The sequence below is a fragment of the Ligilactobacillus salivarius genome, from assembly GCF_035231985.1.
GTDB classification, from domain to species: Bacteria; Bacillota; Bacilli; order Lactobacillales; family Lactobacillaceae; genus Ligilactobacillus; species Ligilactobacillus salivarius.
Map to the genome: position 1 here is coordinate 532,852 of NZ_CP117983.1, position 18,398 is coordinate 551,249.

Annotated in this window: 17 protein-coding genes and 1 tRNA gene; 15 read left to right on the plus strand and 3 right to left on the minus strand. The window is 31.7% G+C overall.

Annotated elements, in window-relative coordinates:
• The first annotated feature begins 47 nt into the window (after window positions 1-47).
• From leuS to PTA89_RS02560, 4 genes are all read left to right on the plus strand, one after another.
• A complete protein-coding gene (leuS, locus tag PTA89_RS02545) occupies window positions 48-2,465 on the plus strand; it encodes a leucine--tRNA ligase (protein ID WP_324177364.1) in 2,418 nt (805 codons plus the stop codon).
• Window positions 2,466-2,707: 242 nt separating this feature from the next.
• On the plus strand, window positions 2,708-4,045 hold the full coding sequence (locus PTA89_RS02550; protein ID WP_003699718.1) for an amino acid permease: 1,338 nt from the start codon (window positions 2,708-2,710) through the stop codon (window positions 4,043-4,045).
• Between the two features lie 119 nt (window positions 4,046-4,164).
• Window positions 4,165-5,811 (plus strand): putative polysaccharide biosynthesis protein, encoded by a 1,647-nt coding sequence (locus PTA89_RS02555; protein WP_324177365.1) that lies wholly within the window; start codon window positions 4,165-4,167, stop codon window positions 5,809-5,811.
• A gap of 10 nt (window positions 5,812-5,821) precedes the next feature.
• The gene (locus PTA89_RS02560; RefSeq protein ID WP_160944606.1) at window positions 5,822-6,538 is read left to right on the plus strand and encodes a pseudouridine synthase; all 717 of its coding nucleotides are present in this window, start codon (window positions 5,822-5,824) and stop codon (window positions 6,536-6,538) included.
• Between the two features lie 30 nt (window positions 6,539-6,568).
• On the opposite strand, the gene PTA89_RS02565 is transcribed toward PTA89_RS02560, so the two are convergent.
• Entirely contained in the window at window positions 6,569-7,420 is an 852-nt protein-coding gene (locus PTA89_RS02565; RefSeq protein ID WP_324177366.1) for an NAD(P)H-hydrate dehydratase, read from the minus strand.
• Window positions 7,421-7,535: 115 nt separating this feature from the next.
• Between PTA89_RS02565 and pepV the strand changes: the two genes are divergently transcribed.
• On the plus strand, window positions 7,536-8,945 hold the full coding sequence (gene pepV, locus PTA89_RS02570; protein ID WP_003709777.1) for a dipeptidase PepV: 1,410 nt from the start codon (window positions 7,536-7,538) through the stop codon (window positions 8,943-8,945).
• A 502-nt stretch (window positions 8,946-9,447) separates the two neighbouring features.
• Window positions 9,448-11,427 carry a DUF262 domain-containing protein gene (locus PTA89_RS02575; RefSeq protein ID WP_003709780.1) on the plus strand — a complete coding sequence of 660 codons (1,980 nt, stop codon included), beginning with the start codon at window positions 9,448-9,450 and terminating at the stop codon, window positions 11,425-11,427.
• Window positions 11,428-11,541: 114 nt separating this feature from the next.
• Here the strand turns inward: PTA89_RS02575 and PTA89_RS02580 are convergent.
• Both PTA89_RS02580 and PTA89_RS02585 read right to left on the minus strand, forming a co-directional pair.
• A tRNA-Leu gene (locus PTA89_RS02580) sits at window positions 11,542-11,625 on the minus strand.
• A 47-nt stretch (window positions 11,626-11,672) separates the two neighbouring features.
• A complete protein-coding gene (locus PTA89_RS02585) occupies window positions 11,673-11,957 on the minus strand; it encodes a hypothetical protein (protein WP_003709782.1) in 285 nt (94 codons plus the stop codon).
• A 402-nt stretch (window positions 11,958-12,359) separates the two neighbouring features.
• On the opposite strand from PTA89_RS02585, the gene fabZ (PTA89_RS02590) reads away from it, so the two are divergent.
• From fabZ (PTA89_RS02590) to fabZ (PTA89_RS02630), 9 genes are all read left to right on the plus strand, one after another.
• Window positions 12,360-12,806 carry a 3-hydroxyacyl-ACP dehydratase FabZ gene (gene fabZ / locus PTA89_RS02590; RefSeq protein ID WP_004563897.1) on the plus strand — a complete coding sequence of 149 codons (447 nt, stop codon included), beginning with the start codon at window positions 12,360-12,362 and terminating at the stop codon, window positions 12,804-12,806.
• Between the two features lie 76 nt (window positions 12,807-12,882).
• Window positions 12,883-13,323, plus strand: coding sequence for a MarR family winged helix-turn-helix transcriptional regulator (locus PTA89_RS02595; protein ID WP_003699732.1), 441 nt, complete (start codon window positions 12,883-12,885; stop codon window positions 13,321-13,323).
• Window positions 13,324-13,339: 16 nt separating this feature from the next.
• Window positions 13,340-14,320, plus strand: coding sequence for a beta-ketoacyl-ACP synthase III (locus PTA89_RS02600; RefSeq protein WP_274355506.1), 981 nt, complete (start codon window positions 13,340-13,342; stop codon window positions 14,318-14,320).
• 19 nt (window positions 14,321-14,339) lie between these two features.
• Entirely contained in the window at window positions 14,340-14,582 is a 243-nt protein-coding gene (locus PTA89_RS02605) for an acyl carrier protein (RefSeq protein WP_003699734.1), read from the plus strand.
• A 13-nt stretch (window positions 14,583-14,595) separates the two neighbouring features.
• Window positions 14,596-15,534 (plus strand): ACP S-malonyltransferase, encoded by a 939-nt coding sequence (locus tag PTA89_RS02610; protein ID WP_324177367.1) that lies wholly within the window; start codon window positions 14,596-14,598, stop codon window positions 15,532-15,534.
• On the plus strand, window positions 15,535-16,266 hold the full coding sequence (fabG, locus tag PTA89_RS02615) for a 3-oxoacyl-[acyl-carrier-protein] reductase (RefSeq protein WP_324177368.1): 732 nt from the start codon (window positions 15,535-15,537) through the stop codon (window positions 16,264-16,266).
• A 12-nt stretch (window positions 16,267-16,278) separates the two neighbouring features.
• Window positions 16,279-17,517, plus strand: coding sequence for a beta-ketoacyl-ACP synthase II (gene fabF / locus PTA89_RS02620; RefSeq protein WP_003699737.1), 1,239 nt, complete (start codon window positions 16,279-16,281; stop codon window positions 17,515-17,517).
• A gap of 2 nt (window positions 17,518-17,519) precedes the next feature.
• A complete protein-coding gene (gene accB, locus PTA89_RS02625; RefSeq protein ID WP_035149650.1) occupies window positions 17,520-17,969 on the plus strand; it encodes an acetyl-CoA carboxylase biotin carboxyl carrier protein in 450 nt (149 codons plus the stop codon).
• A gap of 4 nt (window positions 17,970-17,973) precedes the next feature.
• Window positions 17,974-18,396 carry a 3-hydroxyacyl-ACP dehydratase FabZ gene (gene fabZ, locus PTA89_RS02630; protein WP_003699740.1) on the plus strand — a complete coding sequence of 141 codons (423 nt, stop codon included), beginning with the start codon at window positions 17,974-17,976 and terminating at the stop codon, window positions 18,394-18,396.
• The last annotated feature ends 2 nt before the right edge of the window (window positions 18,397-18,398 follow it).

The window sequence follows — 18,398 nt, forward strand, 5'->3', positions numbered from 1 at the left end:
TTTTTTATCTACAGAAGTTTATTATTTTTTTGAAAGGATGGAAATAGATGTCATATAAGCATATTGAAATAGAAAAAAAGTGGCAAAGATATTGGGAAGAACACAAAACATTCAAAACAACTGAAGATAATGATAAAAAGAATTATTATGCCTTAGATATGTTTCCATATCCATCTGGGCAAGGACTTCATGTAGGTCATCCTGAAGGGTATACAGCTACAGATATAATGGCTCGTATGAAGAGAATGCAAGGATATAATGTTTTACACCCAATGGGATGGGATGCATTCGGTTTACCTGCTGAACAATATGCGTTGAATACAGGGAACTCACCACGTGAATTTACTAAAAAGAATGTTAATAATTTCAGACGTCAAATTAAATCTTTAGGCTTATCATATGATTGGGATCGAGAAGTTAACACTACTGATCCTGCATACTATAAATGGACTCAATGGATTTTTGAACAATTGTATAAAAAAGGATTAGCTTATGAAGCTGAAGTTCCAGTTAACTGGAGTCCAGATTTAGGAACCGTTGTAGCCAACGAAGAAGTTATTGATGGTAAAACTGAACGTGGTGGTTTTCCTGTTATTAGAAAGCCAATGCGTCAATGGGTATTAAAAATCACAGCTTATGCTGATCGTTTAATAGATGATTTAGACGATTTAGATTGGCCAGAAGCAATTAAAGAACAACAACGTAATTGGATTGGTCGTTCAGTTGGTGCAGCAATAAACTTTCCTGTTTCAGGAGATGAAAATACAAAGATTGAGGTATTTTCTACTCGTCCAGATACAATATTTGGTGTTGCAGCTTTAGTATTGGCACCTGAACATGAATTGGTTAAGCAATTAACAACTCCTGAACATGAAAATGAGGTAGAAGCATACATAGAAAAAATATCTCATAAATCAGATTTAGAAAGAACAGATTTAGCTAAAGATAAAACAGGTGTATTTACAGGTAGTTATGTTGTAAATCCTGTAAGTGGAGAAAAATTACCTATTTGGATTGCTGATTATGTCTTAAATTCATATGGAACAGGTGCGGTAATGGTTGTTCCTGCACATGATGAACGAGATCATGAATTTGCTCAAAAGTTTGATTTGCCTATCGTACAAGTTATCGAAGGTGGAGATGTTCAAAAAGAAGCATATACTGGTGATGGAGTTCATATCAATTCTGATTTCCTAAACGGTATGGATAAAGAAGAAGCCATTGATGCTATAAATAATTGGCTAGAAGAAAATGGAGTAGGGGAAAAGAAAGTTAACTATCGTTTAAGAGATTGGTTATTCTCTAGACAACGTTATTGGGGCGAACCTATTCCTGTAATTCATTGGGAAGATGGTGAAACAACTTTAGTTCCAGAAGATGAATTACCTTTATATTTACCTAAAGCAACAGATATTAAGCCATCTGGAACTGGTGAAAGTCCATTAGCTAACTTAGATGATTGGGTAAATGTTGTTGATGAAAATGGTAGAAAAGGACGTCGTGAAACTAATACTATGCCACAATGGGCTGGTAGTTCCTGGTACTTCCTACGTTATATAGATCCACATAACAATCATGAAGTAGCAGATTATGAAAAATTAAAAGAATGGTTACCTGTAAACTTGTATGTTGGTGGTGCTGAACACGCTGTATTACATTTATTGTATGCTCGTTTTTGGCATAAATTCTTATATGATTTAGGTGTAGTTCCAACTAAAGAACCATTCCAAAAATTGGTAAACCAAGGAATGATTTTAGGTTCTAACCATGAAAAGATGTCTAAGTCTAAAGGAAATGTAGTTAATCCAGATGATATTGTTGAACAATATGGAGCAGATACATTACGCTTATACGAAATGTTCATGGGACCTTTAGATGCATCTATTCCTTGGAGTGAAGAAGGACTTGGTGGAGCACATAAGTTCATCAACCGTGTTTGGAATTTATTGATTGATGAAAATGATAATTTGCGTGACAGAGTAACTACAATTAACAATCATGATTTAGATAAGATATATAATGAAACTGTTAAAAAAGTTACAGAAGACTATGAGGCTATGCATTTTAATACTGCAATTTCCCAATTAATGGTCTTTGTTAATAATGCTTATAAAGCAGATTCATTACCATTAGAATATGTGGAAGGCTTAGTGAAATTACTATCACCAGTTGTCCCTCATATCACGGAAGAATTATGGTCTAAGCTTGGTCATGTAGGTAGCATAGCATATGCTAAATGGCCAACTTATGATGAAAGTAAGTTGGTTGAAGATGTTGTAGAAATTGTTGTTCAAATTAACGGTAAAGTAAGACAACATTTACAAGTGTCTAAAGATGCTAGTCGTGAAGAATTACAAGATCTAGCTTTGAATGACGAAAGAATAAAACAAGAACTTGCTGATAAAGAAGTTAAAAAAGTTATTGCAGTTCCTGGTAAGTTAGTATCAATTGTAGTAGCAAAATAAAATTTTAATATTAGTAATTAAGTTAAAAGATTCGTATCTCATGAAGTACGGATCTTTTTTATTATAGTTAATCTCTCTAATATGTAATACTAAAAATTTATGAAACCCAAAAAGGTGAATATTAATGGAGAGAAAAAAATATTTATTCGGAAGTATACTTGCTACTTAAAGGAATTTTTTATAAAATGGTAGTTACAATATAAAAATTTTCTGAAAATCCTAAATTATAAAGGAGATTTTACATGAAAAATGAATTATCTCGAGCTTTAACACATCGGCATGTCCAGATGATAGCAATTGGTGGCGCGATAGGTACAGGGTTGTTCTTGGGATCAGGTTCAGCAATTCAAAAGGCAGGACCAGCTCTGATATTAGCCTACTTAATTGCGGGTATTTTTTGTTTTTTTATGATGCGTGCAATTGGTGAATTAATTTTATCTGATAAAAGTAAAAATTCATTTATTGAATTTGTTAAGGTATACATGGGAAGAGGATGGGAGTTCATTATAGGATGGACTTATTGGTTATGTTGGGCAAGTTTGGCAATGGCTGACTTAACTGCTAGTGGTATTTATTTAAGATATTGGTTTCCGAATCTTCCTCAATGGTTGACAGCATTGATAATCATTCTTGTTCTATTAATTTTCAACTTACTCAGTGTAGGATTATTTGGTGAATTAGAATCGTGGTTTTCTAGTATTAAAGTTTTAGCGATTTTAGCATTAATAGGTACAGGTATTATCTTATTGCTCACCCAGGCAAATGTAGGCGGGAATGAAGTTAGTATCATGAATTTATTTAATCATGGTGGCTTCTTTCCTAAAGGGGCAATAGGATTTATGGCAGCTTTTCCAATGGTTATATTTGCTTTTACTGGTATTGAAATGGTCGGTCTAGCTTCTGGAGAAACAGCTAATCCAGAAAAAGATATTCCACAAGCAATCAATACATTACCTTTTAGAATAGGATTGTTCTATATAGGTTCAATGTTCGTATTGATGTGTATTTATCCTTGGAATGAAATTGTTACAACTTCTAGTCCATTTGTGCAAGTATTTAATGGAATTGGTATCAAATTTGCTGCTGGAATTATCAATTTTGTAGTATTAACAGCTGCATTATCAGCATGTAATAGTGCGATTTTTAGCACAAGTAGAACTTTATTTGTTTTGTCACATAGTGGTCATGCACCTAAATCTTTTGGTCAAACTAATAATCGGAGTATCCCAGTTAAATCATTGTTATTCTCTTCAAGTTCATTATTTTTAATAGTTATATTGAATTATGTACTACCTAAGAGTATTTTTGATATTATTTCTGGTGTAGCAACAGTTAGCTTTGTTTTTGTATGGATTGCATTAGTTTGGTGTCACTATCAATATCGAAAAAATAGCCCAAATAATAATGAAAAAATTTTTCCGATGCCATTGTATCCGGTAAGTAATGTTATAACAATAATCTTTTTTGTTTTAGTATTAGTTTTATTAACTTTTAATACCAATACATTAATGTCACTTATCTTTTCAATAGTTTGGTTTGGAATTTTGGGAGCAATATATTTCTTTAAAGCTAGAAAGTAGTTTATAAAGCTGGTTAGAATTATCCTAACTGGCTTTTTTAAATGCTTATTTGCAGTCATTAGTAAAATGATTTAAAATTAATGGGCTAAGTATTTTTTGGAAGTAGGAATTACATAAAAATGAATGATAATAATGAACAAATAAAAAAAGATTTAGAAGAAACTTCTTCTAAAGAAAAAATGTTGAAAGGCTCAGCTTGGATGACAGCTGGGAGTATTTTTTCTAGAATTCTGGGAGCAATTTATATTATTCCATGGGCAACTTGGTTTGGAGTTAATTATTTACAAGCAAATGCCTTATTTACTAAGGGATATACTGTTTATGCATTATTTTTGATGCTGTCTACTGCTGGAATTCCATCTGCAGTGGGTAAACAAGTTGCACATTATAATTCTCTTAATGAATATGGAATCGGTAGGCGATTATTTAAGCGAAGTTTAGGTGTAATGATGTTTTTAGGAATTATCAGTGCAATGATTTTATGGTTTATTGCTCCATTAATTTCTCAAGGGGATGTGGCAGTTATTCCTGTATATCGTTCTTTAGCAGTTACATTGCTATTGATTCCAGTAATGAGTTTAACTAGGGGTTTTTTCCAAGGATATTTTGATATGGCTCCGTTCGCTATATCACAATTAGTAGAACAAGTTGCTAGAATTGTTTATATGTTAGCAGCAACATATTTAATTACTCAAGTGTTACATGGAAGCTATCAAAGTGCAGTGGTTCAATCAACTTTTGCAGCTTTTATTGGTGCGATTGGTGGCTTATTAGTTTTACTGTGGCATTATTGGCGTAAGCGACCAACTATGAATTATCTTTTAGCTCATAGTAATAATAAGTTGGAAGTTTCTGACAAAAAATTAATAAAGGAAATATTGTATCAATCGATACCTTTTATCATTATTGGTTCAACTACAACTTTGTATAATTTATTTGATCAATTTAGTTTTCCAACAATTATGAGTTTTGTTACTAATTATAGTACTAAAGAAATTAATGCATTATATGCTTTATTTGCGGGAAATGCCAATAAATTGATAATGATTACTATTTCAGTTGCTGCTGCGATGGCTGACACTGCAATTCCATTATTGTCTCAAGCTGTTACAAAAAATGATAATGAAGAAGTTTCAGCTGCTTTATTAGATTCGATAGAATTATTCTTTTTTGTAATGTTACCTTGTTCTTTTGGAATGGCTGCAGTTTCCAGACCACTATATGTTTTATTCTATCCATATGATTATACAGGTATCTTTGTATTAGCCTTTTCATCATATATAGCTTTAGCATTAGGCTTATTTATGGTTTTAGCAGCATTACTTCAAGGAATATATGAAAATACAATAGCAATTAAATTTGCGGTAATTGGAATGATTGTCAAAGTTATAATACAATTCCCATTAACAGCATTTTTACATGTATATGGTCCTTTAGCAGCTACAGGTATAGGAATGACCGTAAGTAATGTATTAATTTTTAGATACTTGTATTTCAAATATAATTTAAATATTAATAAATTACAGAAAAATACTAATATGATGATGTTATTCAGCCTATTTATGTTTATTGTAGTACTCGTTATATCTTTTGCTTTAGGAAAAGTAACAAATACATATAGCAAATTCCAATCCACTATTGTGCTAATAATTGGAGCGGGAATTGGAGGATATATTTATGCTTTCTTAAGTTTGAAGGCAAGACTAGCTGATGATATTTTAGGTGCTAGAGCTAACTTTTTAAGAAGAATATTAAGAATTAAATAGCGTGATGTATATGAGATTAGATAAGTTTTTAAGTCAAACAGGAAAGTTCACAAGAGCGGAAGCAAAAAAGGTTATAAAGTCTAAGAGAGTAAGGTTAAATGGTGAAGTTGTCAAAGACGGAAAGATAAAAATAAACGAAGACTCAGATAAAATTTTTTTAGATGGGGAACTTTTAGCCTTGAATAACAAAGAAGTATATTATATGTTAAATAAGCCTGTGGGAGTCGTATCAGCTACCAAAGATGATAAAGATAAGACGGTAATTGATTTGATAGATTCTCCTGGAAGAAAAGAAGATTTATTTCCTGTAGGTAGACTGGATAAAGAAACAACAGGGCTATTAATCATTACAAATGATGGAAAATTTGCTCATAATATTATTTCTCCTAAAAAACATATACCTAAAACGTATGAGGCAGTAGTTACTGGAAAAATATCAGAAAAAGAGGTTAAAATATTTTCCCAAGGTATGGAATTAGCCAATGGGGATAAATTACAACCTGCACACCTTGATGTAATATCGTATTCTAAAAAAGATGATACAAGTAAGGTTAGGGTTATCATTCATGAAGGAAAATATCACCAGGTTAGACGAATGTTTGGAGCAGTGTCTCAAAGAGTGTTAGAACTAGATAGAGTAAAGATAGGACTGCTTGAATTAGATGATACTTTGGAAAGAGGAGAATATAGAGAGTTGACAGAAAAAGAATTAAATTTAATAAAATAAGGAGAAGAGGACTAAATTTGTCCCTTCTCCTTATTTTTGTTCAGAAATAACTTTCAACATCGTTTTTTGAATCTTTTTAATAATATCTGTTGGTAATGTTACATAGTATTTATGAGATAAGTTTTCAGCTATATAGCTGTGTAAATAAACAGCCGCATTAATTCTTTCATCTAGTGAACTATCTTTAAATTGTGTGATAAATGCGACTAAGATACCAGTTAATATATCTCCCATACCACCAGTCGACATAAAAGGACCACCAATTGTTAAATTATCAACAGTGCCTGATTGATGATAAATAGTAGTATGGTGCTTTTTTAAAATAACAGTAGCATTTAGTAATGTTTGTTTTTGTAAGTTGATGTCATCAATTTGTTTATCTATAGGAATACCAGATAGTCTTTGCCATTCCATTTGGTGAGGAGTAAAAATAATTTTTTTATCATTAGTAATCAATTCTTTTAAGGAATCATTTTCAGATATGAGAGTGATTGCTGAGCCGTCAATTATGCAAAGTTGATTATCAGAGATATTACTTAATGTAACTTCAAGAACTTCTTTAGCTCTATTATCAGTACCTAATCCAGGACCTACAACTACTGCATCAGCTGTTGAAATAGAAGTTGTAAGAGATACCTTGTCAAAAAAATTAATAAACATTGCTTCTGGTACAACGGAATGTAATGAAGATAGATTTTCTTTGTTAGTTGCAACGGTTACTAGACCAGCTCCAGCATGGACAGCAGCAGAAGCAGCCATAATTATAGCTCCACCATAGTTAATATTTCCGCCAACGAGCAATACTCTACCAAAATTACCTTTATGACTGTTAGGCTCACGTTTTTTAATAACCTTTTGTAAAATATCAAGTGTAATCTCCATAAATAGTACACCAGCCTTTTTTTAAGATATAATTATTATAATTCAAAATTCGTTTATTTTGAAAAAATTATGCTATTATTAAATAGTAAACATTTTTTAGGAGATGAATTATAGAATGGCAATAGATTGGAAAGCAGAAGTTGAAAAAAGACGAGACGATATTCTCGAAGATTTAAAAACAATGCTTCGAATTGAAAGTGTACGAGATGAGAGCATAGCAACAGCTGATGCACCTTTAGGACCAGGACCCAAAGAAGCTCTAGATGCTTTTTTGAATATTGGTAAACGTGATGGATTTGAAGTTGAAGAATTTGATGGTATGGCTGGACACATTAAATTTGGAGATGGTAAAGAAGATTTAGGTATTCTAGCACACGTTGACGTAATGCCAGCAGGTAAAGGTTGGGATACAGATCCATTTGATCCAGTTATTAAAGATGGAAAATTATATGCTCGTGGTGCCTCTGATGATAAAGGACCAAGTATGGCAGCATATTATGGACTAAAAATTGTTAAAGAATTAGGACTACCAGTTAAAAAGAGTGTACGTTTTATTTTAGGTACTGATGAAGAAAGTAGTTGGAGAGGAATGACTCACTACTTTGAAAAAATGCCTAAACCAACAATTGGTTTTTCACCAGATGCATTTTTCCCAATCATCAATGGTGAAAAAGGTAATTTCAGTATGCTTGTAAAATTCGATGGTAAAAATGGTGATGAATTAAAATTATTATCCTTTGATTCTGGTTTACGTGACAACATGGTTCCACGCGATGCAGTAGCCGTTGTTGAAGGTAATGATCTTGAAAGTATGGCTGCTGATTTCAAGCAATATGTTGCTGAAAATAGTGTTTTAAGTGGCGATGCAGAAATTAAAGATGGAAAATTAGAATTATCCTTAATTGGTAAGGCTGCTCATGCACAAGAACCACGTAATGGCGAAAATGCAGGAACTTACTTAGCTGTATTCTTGAATAAGTATAATTTTGCTAAGGATGCCAAGGGATACTTAGCATTCGCTGCTGAATACTTACATCAAGATTCACGTATGGATAATTTTGGAATTAGCTATACTGATGAAGTAATGGGTGATTTAACTATGAATGCTGGCATCTTTACATTTGAAGCTGGCAAAGGTGGAGAAATTACTTTGAACTTCAGATATCCTAGAGGTATTGATGATGAATATGTATTCAATGCTGTTAAGAAAGCTGCAACTAAATTAGAAGCTGTTTCATTTGAAAAGAAGGAACATGCAATGGTACCACATTATGTTTCACCTGAAGATCCATTGGTTTCCAAATTATTGGCTGTTTATAGTCGTCAAACAGGTCAAGAAGCTCATGGCATGGTTGTCGGTGGGGGAACTTATGGTAGATTGTTAGAACGTGGTGTAGCATTTGGCGCTATGTTCCCAGGCGTTGAAGATACAATGCACCAAGCAAACGAATTTATCCCAGTAGATGATGTAATGAAAGCTGCTGCAATCTATGCAGAATCTATCTATGAATTAATTAAAGACTAATTTAAGAAAACTCCAAATTAGTGATTTTAGCTATTTTGGAGTTTTTTTGTATTTAAAATACTGAGATTATAGACTTAAATATGATGAAGACAATTTATTAGAAATAGTAATCTATTTTTTCTTATATACTGATAAATAGAAAAAAGTAAAATATCAAAATCTAAATATAGAACCAATTTTTTAATTTATGTAAAACAATCGCTTTCAAAAGTAAAAGTTGCAGAAATTAAAAAATTGGTCCTGTGTAGAAAATGGAAAAATAGGATTAAACGAAAATAAAATTTATGTATAAATGAAATTGTTCTGGTTTATAAAATTTAGTATTATAATTTTATAATGTGACGATTTTACATACAAGGTGGCGACTAGTATAGAAAATTTGGAAGAGATAACCCTTTTTAATGATAGTGAAGATAAAAATTTAATACAGATCAATATGCCAAGGCGGGAACTTTGGAAAAATTAATTCAAGATGAATTTGGGCAAGAGGAGTAGTGAGAAGATGAAAGCAGATACGATAAGATTGTTAGATTTATTAGCACAGTCTAAGGCTATTTTTGAAATACCTGTATACCAAAGAAATTATGAATGGCGAGAAGAGCAATGTCGTCAATTGTTTAAAGATATTTTACAGGCTGCTAAGGAACAAAAGCCACACTTCACTGGGGCAGTTGTATATGTAGAAGAGTCAGGACCTAATATGAGTCACATCTACAATATTATTGATGGACAACAACGTTTAACTAGTTGTTCTTTGTTATTAAAGGCAATTGCTGATACAAGTAATGACGAAGAATTAAAAGAAGAAATTGAAACTAATTATTTAAAAAATAAGTTTTTATCTGATAACAATCATATTCGATTAAAATCAGTGGAAAAAGACAGAGAAGCATATTATGCAATAATGTCAGATAGAATTGATGAATATGATAAGCCATCTAAGATGAAAACAAATTATAAGTTATTTATCAGGTTAATTGAAGAATCAGAATTAAGTAGTAGTGAATTGTTTACAGCAATTAATTTTTTAAATGTTGTATATATAGAAATTAATAGCAATAGGGATGAGGAAAATCCACAAGTTATTTTTGAAAGTTTAAATTCGACTGGTGTATCTTTATCTGCATCTGACCTAGTGCGTAATTTTATATTAATGAGTTTAGATAGTGAAGAACAGACTAAGTTATATAAAGAGTATTGGATAAAGATTGAAAGCTTGTTTATCAATAATAATATTTTTGCAGAGTTTATTAGGCATTATTTAATATCTAAGACAAAAAAAGCTGTTAAAAGAGAGAATACTTATTCTGTATATAAAAAATATTATTACGAACAAAACTTCAATGCTAAAGAAGCTGTTAAAGAGCTATACACTAATGTGCGCTACTATTCTCAATTATTAAATGCAAGTACTGAGAATAAAGAATTTAATAAAGCTGTCAGCCATATTAATACATTAGATAAAAAAGTTCTTTATCCATATTTATTAAAACTATTAGATATGCAAGTTAAACAAGAAATAAGCTGGAACGAAGTTGTGGATATAGCACATTTATTAGAAAGTTACATATATCGTAGAATGATTTGCAGTGTTCCAAGTAATGCTTTGAATGGTTTAGTAGTTTCATTAACTAATAAAGAGAATAAGAATGAATTAGAAGTAGTTGAACGAAGACTATTGAATAATAATTTTCCTACTGATAAAGAATTCAAAGAAAAATTACTGGAATATCCAATTTATAAAAAAAGAAAAGACTGTGCTAAATTAACTTTGGAAGTTTTGGAAGAATCAAAGACGAAAGAAACAATTGATTTTGAAAAAACACAGGTAGAACATATAATGCCAAAAAAATTATCAACAGATTGGCGAATAGAAGTAACAAATGCTGAAAGTACTAATCGTCAATATGGAGATACTATTGGTAATTTAACATTAACTGGATATAATCAAGAAATGAGTAATAAAGTTTATACAGAAAAAAGAAAATTTTATAGTAAATCAAATATAGTTTTATCAAGAGAAATTAGTGAAAAATATGAGGTTTGGGATAAAAATAGCATCGTAGAAAGAGCTAAGAATCTTGCAGACGAACTTTGCAGAATATTCGAACGTCCTACTTTAATTAAGAAGAATATTGCTGATACCTATAAAGGTGAACATAACATTTTAGATGAATTGGATGTAACGGGTCAAAAACCAGCTTATCTGATTATTCAAGAACATGATTATCAGGTATCGACTTGGGGAAGTATGATTGTAACATTTTTCAATTATATTTGGGAAAATGACAGTATGACATACAATAAGTTAAAGTCTGAAAAGACATTAGAATGGCTATTTTCAAATATACGAAATCCTAAAGTATTGAAAAATGGCGATGTAATAGAAACTAATTTCTCAGCTAATACTGTAGTTGCAGTATTGGCTAAAGTATCTGAAATGTGTGGTATTTCAGAAGAAGTAAGTTATATTCTTAAATAGAAAAGTTTATTTTTAGCGAATTAAATAGTTTACAGTAGTAAAAAATCACTGAAGATCATATCGATCCTCAGTGATTTTTTTCAGTTTTAAGACTTTTTCTAGTCTTATTCATAATGCCCCCGACAAGAGTCGAACTTGCACTTGGAAAACCAAACAACGACCTGAACGTTGCGCGTCTGCCAATTCCGCCACGGAGGCAAGAACAATAGTAATTTTACAATAAAGTATTACTATTTGCAATAATGCTAGTTCTTTTTGGGAAAGCTAATAGCAGTTCCGTATCCGTGTAATAACATATACTTTGGACCAACAGAAACACGGACTATTTGAGGGACAAAGCGAATATCAATTACGCCATCAGCATCAAGTTCAAGTGCTTTATTTTCCAATTTTTTTTGAACTTGAGCGTAAAGATTATCAAATTGATCTACTTCATCCAATTCTTCTGCTTTAAGAGTTCTTTTCACGGTAGCATTAACTATACCCTTTAAAATATAAGATTGATTGAGACCACTTGTTGATAGAAACATTATATTCATCTCCTTAACAACTATAAATATCGTATATTTATAATACCACAAAAGTAGTTTATTTTTCTTTTGAAAATTATATTTTGATTAGAATTTTGATATTCAAAATATACTTAGAAGGTAAAAATTATATAGTATCATCTGTATGAATAATATATAAGTTATAGTTATATAAACTATACGAAGAGCGATATTTGAAAGAATGGCTATTTTAATAGCATATAGTGGATATTTTGAGAAATCAAAATATCCATTTATTTTGTTTTATAAAAATATATTTTTTTATTTGATGAATTTTTTTCATAGTCATTTTTGCGTGATTTGACAAAATAAAATCAATAAATTATGATTTGTTCATCGAATATTTTGATGTTCGAAATAATTTTAAGTGAGGTGCTTTGTGTGGCAATTATGGATGCACAGGAAATAATGGATATGATTCCTAATCGTTATCCGATCTGTTACATTGACTATGTTGATGAGCTAGTACCTGGTGAGAAAATTATCGCAACAAAAAATGTAACAATTAATGAATCTTTTTTCAGAGGACATTTTCCAGGAAATCCTGTAATGCCGGGAGTTTTACTAATTGAAACTTTAGCACAAGCTGCGTCAATACTTATTTTGAAATCTCCAGAATTTGTAGGAAAAACAGCTTATTTAGGTTCTATAAGTAAAGCTAAATTTAGAAAAGTTGTCAGACCGGGCGATGTTTTAAAATTAAATGTCGAAATGAAAAAGAAACACGAGAACATGGGGATAGTAGATACTCAAGTTATCGTGAATGGAAAGAAAGCTTGTACAGCTGAATTAATGTTTATCGTTGCGGATAGAGATAAGAAGTTGTAGTTGCAAAGTAGTCTTATTTCGGTTATTATTTTGATAATCAAATTATTTGGAATACGAAAGATAAGGCGGTATAGGGATGGATGAAAGATATCAAGTAATAAATGATGCTTTAGAAAAAATTTATGCTGATATTGTATGGATTGAAGAAAGTGAGTTACGTAAGAGTGTTTTTAGTGATATCACGATTAAAGAGATGCATGCAATAAATGCAATTTCAATGTATGATCATCAAACAGCTTCACAAGTTGCTAAAAAGCTTCATTTAACCCCTGGAACGTTGACTGCAACAATAGATAGACTATGTCGAAAAGGTTATGCTGAACGCATTAGGGGAAATGATGATAGGCGAATTATTAGAATAGGTTTGACTAAAAAAGGTAGACTAGTTTATCGAGCACATGATGCTTTTCATAGGATGATGGTTAAAAGTTTTTTGAAGGATTTAAATCCAGATGAAATAAAAACTATTGAAAAAGCCATTCATAATTTAGAAGATTTTCTAAAAGAGCACTCTTAACTAAGGAGAACTAGGTTTGGAAAATATAGAAATATCTTATACAGCACGTTATGTTCCACCTGAAGTTATAGATAATCAAAGATTAACAGAATTTATGGATACATCTGATGAATGGATAAGCCAACGAACTGGAATAAAGAAGAGACATATAAGCTTAAATGAGAGTACAGCTGATTTAGCAGAGAAAGTAGCAGAAAAGTTATTAATAAAAAGCGGATGGAATCCTAATTCTTTAGATTTAATAATAATTGCTACAATGTCTCCTAATTCTTTTACACCAGCAACAGCGGCTATTGTTCAAGGAAGAATAAGTGCTGATAATGCAGTTTGTTTTGATATTTCAGCTGCATGTTCAGGATATATATATGGTTTAAGTATTGTTGAAGCAATGCTAAGGAATATGAATTTAAAAAGGGCTATGCTAATTGGAAGTGAAAATCTTTCCAAGTTGATAGATTGGAATGACAGATCGACGGCTGTACTTTTTGGGGACGGAGCAGCAGGTGCTTTGATTGAGTTAAAAGAAAATACAGATTCTAAATTTATCAGCAGTGATTTAAAAACTATTGGAAATGAAGCTGAGTTTTTAACAGCAGGAATAACTGATCCGTTAGAAAAATTTCCAGATTTGGATAACATAAGGAAATATACGACTTTCAAAATGGATGGCAGAAGAGTATATACTTTTGCGACTAGGGAAGTTCCCCAATCTATTCTAAGGGCAGTGCAAAAAGCTAACCTTAGTTTGGAAGATATAGATTATTTTATTTTGCATCAAGCAAATTCAAGAATTATTCGACAAGTAGCTAAGAAATTAAAGCAAAATGAAGAAAAATTTCCAATTAACATAGATAGTTTTGGAAATACTTCGGCAGCTAGTGAACCTCTTTTATTAGATGAATTAATAGAAAATGGAATTGTAAAAAGAGGGATGACGCTAGCATTAAGTGGCTTTGGTGGTGGCTTAACAGTCGGTACTCATATTATTAAATATTAATTTAAGGAGAAAATTTGAAATGACAGAAGCAGAAGTATTAAAGAAAGTACAAGATATCGTAGTAGAACAATTGGATGTAGATGTAGATGATGTAACTTTAACAGCAGATATCAAAGATGATTTAGACGCAGATAGTTTAGATGTTTTTGAAATTATGAATGAACTAGAAGATGATTTAGACATTAAGTTAGAAGCTGATGAAAACATCAAAACAATTCAAGATGTAGTTACTTACGTGAAAAAAGAATTGGATAACAAATAGAAGGTAATTAATTATGAAATTAGCCATCTTATTTAGTGGTCAAGGATCCCAATTTACAGATATGGGATTAGATTTTTACCAGGAAAGTCCAATTTTTAAGGACTGTGTAGATAAAGCTAGTGAGATTGCAGATTTTAAAATTACTTCAGTATTTGCTAACAATGGAGATAAACTTTCTGAAACAAAATATATTCAACCTGCAATAGTTGCTATGAGTATAGGTATCTGGAAAATGTTACAGAATACTCTAGGTGATAAGTTAGCTGTTGAAGGCATGGTTGGTTTATCTCTAGGAGAATATAGTGCTTTAATTGCAAGTCAGAAATTATCTTTTAGCGATGGAATGTCAGTACTTAAAGATCGTGCTATTTACATGCAAGATGATGCTAATAAAGTTGATAGTAAAATGGCAGCAATTATTGACCCTCAAATAGAAGTAATTGAAAAATTATGTACCGATTATCCAAATGTATATGTGGCTAATTATAATACGCCTAAACAATTAGTAATAGGTGGAGATGGCGAAGAATTAGTAGATGTTGTAGATAAGATAGATAGTCTAAATGCAGCTAAGAAAGTAGTAGAGTTAAAGGTAAGTGGAGCTTTTCATACTCCACTTTTTACTAATGCAAGTCAAAAGATGAAAAAGAGATTATCAAATGTGGCATTTACTGAAGGAAGTAACTTAGTTGTAAGTAATACTACAATGCGTCCTTTTGAAAAAGATTCTTTAGCAGAAATATTAGCTAAACAAATCGTTAAACCAACACATTTTGGTGAATGTGTTCAATATTTAATTGATAATAAAAATATAGATACGGTACTTGAAATAGGTCCTGGGAAAACATTAAGCAAATTTACTAAGCAAATTGATAAAAGTATTAAAAGATATCACATTAGTAAATTAAGTGATTTTAAAAAATTCATAGATAGTGTGAAAGAAAGTGAATAAATGGAATTAAAAGAAAAAGTAGTTCTAGTCACTGGAAGTTCAAGAGGAATTGGTGCAGAAATAGCATTAGCTTTTGCTAGAAAAGGAAGTACTGTAGTTTTAAATGGACGCCATCAAATACCTAATGATATGATTAGTAAGATGGAAGAAATTGGTTATAACTATGATGTTATTCTTGGTGATATCAGTATAGAAAGTGATGTTAAAAGAATTGTTAAAGAAGCCATCGAAAAATTTGGTAGAATAGATATACTAATTAACAATGCCGGAATAACTAATGATAAGTTACTAATTGGAATGAAACCTGCAGATTTTAAATCTGTAATTGATGTTAACCTAATTGGAACTTTCCAAATGACACAAGCTGTTGTAAAGAAAATGTATAAGCAACGATCAGGAGTAATTATAAACCTTGCTAGTGTGATTGGACAGCATGGAAATATTGGTCAAGCTAACTATGCAGCAAGTAAAGCCGGAGTTATCGGATTAACTAAAAGTGTGGCAAAAGAAGGAGCTATGCGAAATATTAGAGTTAATGCGATTGCTCCAGGAATGATAGTTAGTGATATGACAGATGTTTTAAGCGATAAAGTTAAAGAAAACATTCTCACTACTATCCCTTTAAATCGTTTTGGAAAAGCAGAAGAAGTTGCACAAACTGCAGTCTTTTTAGCTGAAAATGATTATATAACGGGACAGGTAATTACTGTTGATGGTGGAATGACAATTTAATGGAGGGTTCTAATGACTAACAGAGTTGTTATTACAGGAATGGGAATAGTAGGTCCTGTCGGAAATGACAGAGAAACTTTCTTAAAGAACATATTTGATAGCAAAGTAGGAATAGAAAAGATTACTAAGTTTGACGCTACACAGACTGGAATTTCAGTTGCTGGAGAAGTGAAAGACTTTGATCCTAAAAATTCTATTGGTAAAAAAGCTGCTAAAAGAATGGATTTATTTTCTCAATATGCAGTTCATAGTGCGATTGAAGCTGTTGAACAAGCAGGAATAAATGAAGAGAATACAGATTCATATGACATGGGAGTAATTTACGGATCAGGTATTGGAGGACTTACTACTATTCAAGAGCAAGTTATAAAGATGCATGAAAAAGGTCCTAAAAGAGTTTCTCCAATGTTTGTACCTACTTCCATAGTTAATATGGCTGCTGGAAATATTGCGATGCATTTTGGAGCTAAAAATATTTGTACAGCAGTTGTAACAGCATGTTCATCTGCAACTAATGCAATTGGGGAAGCTTATCGACAAATTAAAGAAGGTAGAGCACAGGTAATGTTAACTGGGGGCTCTGAAGCATCGGTTAACGAAATAGGAATTGCTGGATTTGCAGCTCTAACTGCTCTTTCACCTGAGAAAGATCCTTTAAAGGCTTCACTACCATTTGATAGAAATCGTTCTGGATTTGTAATGGGTGAAGGTGGAGCTACCTTAGTTTTAGAAAACTTAGAACATGCACAAAAACGAAATGCTACGATATTGGGAGAAGTTGTAGGTTATGGTAGTACGTGTGATGCTTTTCATATAACATCTCCAGATCCTACTGGTGAAGGTGCGGCTAGGGCTATGAAACAAGCTATTGATGAAGCTGGTATAACTCCCGATAAAGTAGGTTATGTTAATGCTCACGGAACTGCTACACATGCAAATGATAGTGGTGAATCATTAGCAATTAATAAAGTATTTGGAGAAAATAGCTCAGTAATGGTAAGTAGTACTAAAAGTATGACAGGTCATTTGTTAGGAGCTGCTGGCGCAATTGAGGCAGCTATTACGGTAAGAGCTCTTCAGATGCAACAATTACCTGAAAATGTAGGTTTGAATGAATTAGATGAAGAATGTAATATTAATATAGTTACAAAAGATAAGACTACCACTTCTAATTTAGAATATGCTATCAGTAATTCGTTAGGATTTGGTGGTCATAATGCGGTATTAGCGTTAAGAAAATGGAGTGAATAAGATTGGATTTTAATGATGTGAAGAAGTTAATGGAAGACTTCAATAACTCTCCTACACGAGAACTTGAAATCACAACGGATGGTTTTCATATTCATTTGAGTAAAAATGAAGCACCATTTATTAGCCAAGATAATAAAAATTATGCTGATTCTCCAGCTATTGAAGCTAGCGATGAAAGTATTGTAAGCAGTAAAAACGATGATCTCGATGATGCTAGTTTGATAAAATCTCCAATGGTTGGAACGGTATATCTTCAACCTGAACCAGAAAAAGCAGCTTATGTCTCTGTTGGATCACATGTTCATAAGGGCGATGTTGTATGTATTATTGAAGCCATGAAGATGATGACAGAAATCAAGAGTGAGTATACAGGTGAAGTTGTAGAAGTTTTGGTTGATAATGAAGATTTAGTTGAATTTGATCAACCTTTATTTAAAATTAAGGAAGGTTAGTTAAGTGCTAGATATAACTGAAATAAAGAAAATAATTCCGCATCGCTATCCCATGTTGTTAATTGACAGAGTAGAAGAATTGATTCCAGGGGAAAAAGCAGTAGCTAAAAGAAATGTTACTATCAATGAAGAGTTATTTAATGGACACTTTCCTGGTAATCCAGTGATGCCAGGAGTATTAATTGTAGAGGCGTTAGCACAAACAGGTGCTGTTGCATTATTATCTTTACCAGAATTTAAAGGGAAAACAGCATATTTTGGTGGAATAAAGTCTGCTAAATTTAGAAAAGTTGTTAGACCTGGTGATTCATTGCGTTTAGAAGTAACTTTAGAGAAGATTCGAAATAATGTTGGTTTAGGAAAAGCTATTGCAACTGTAGATGGAAAAAAAGCATGTACAGCTGAACTAACATTTATGATTGGATAGGT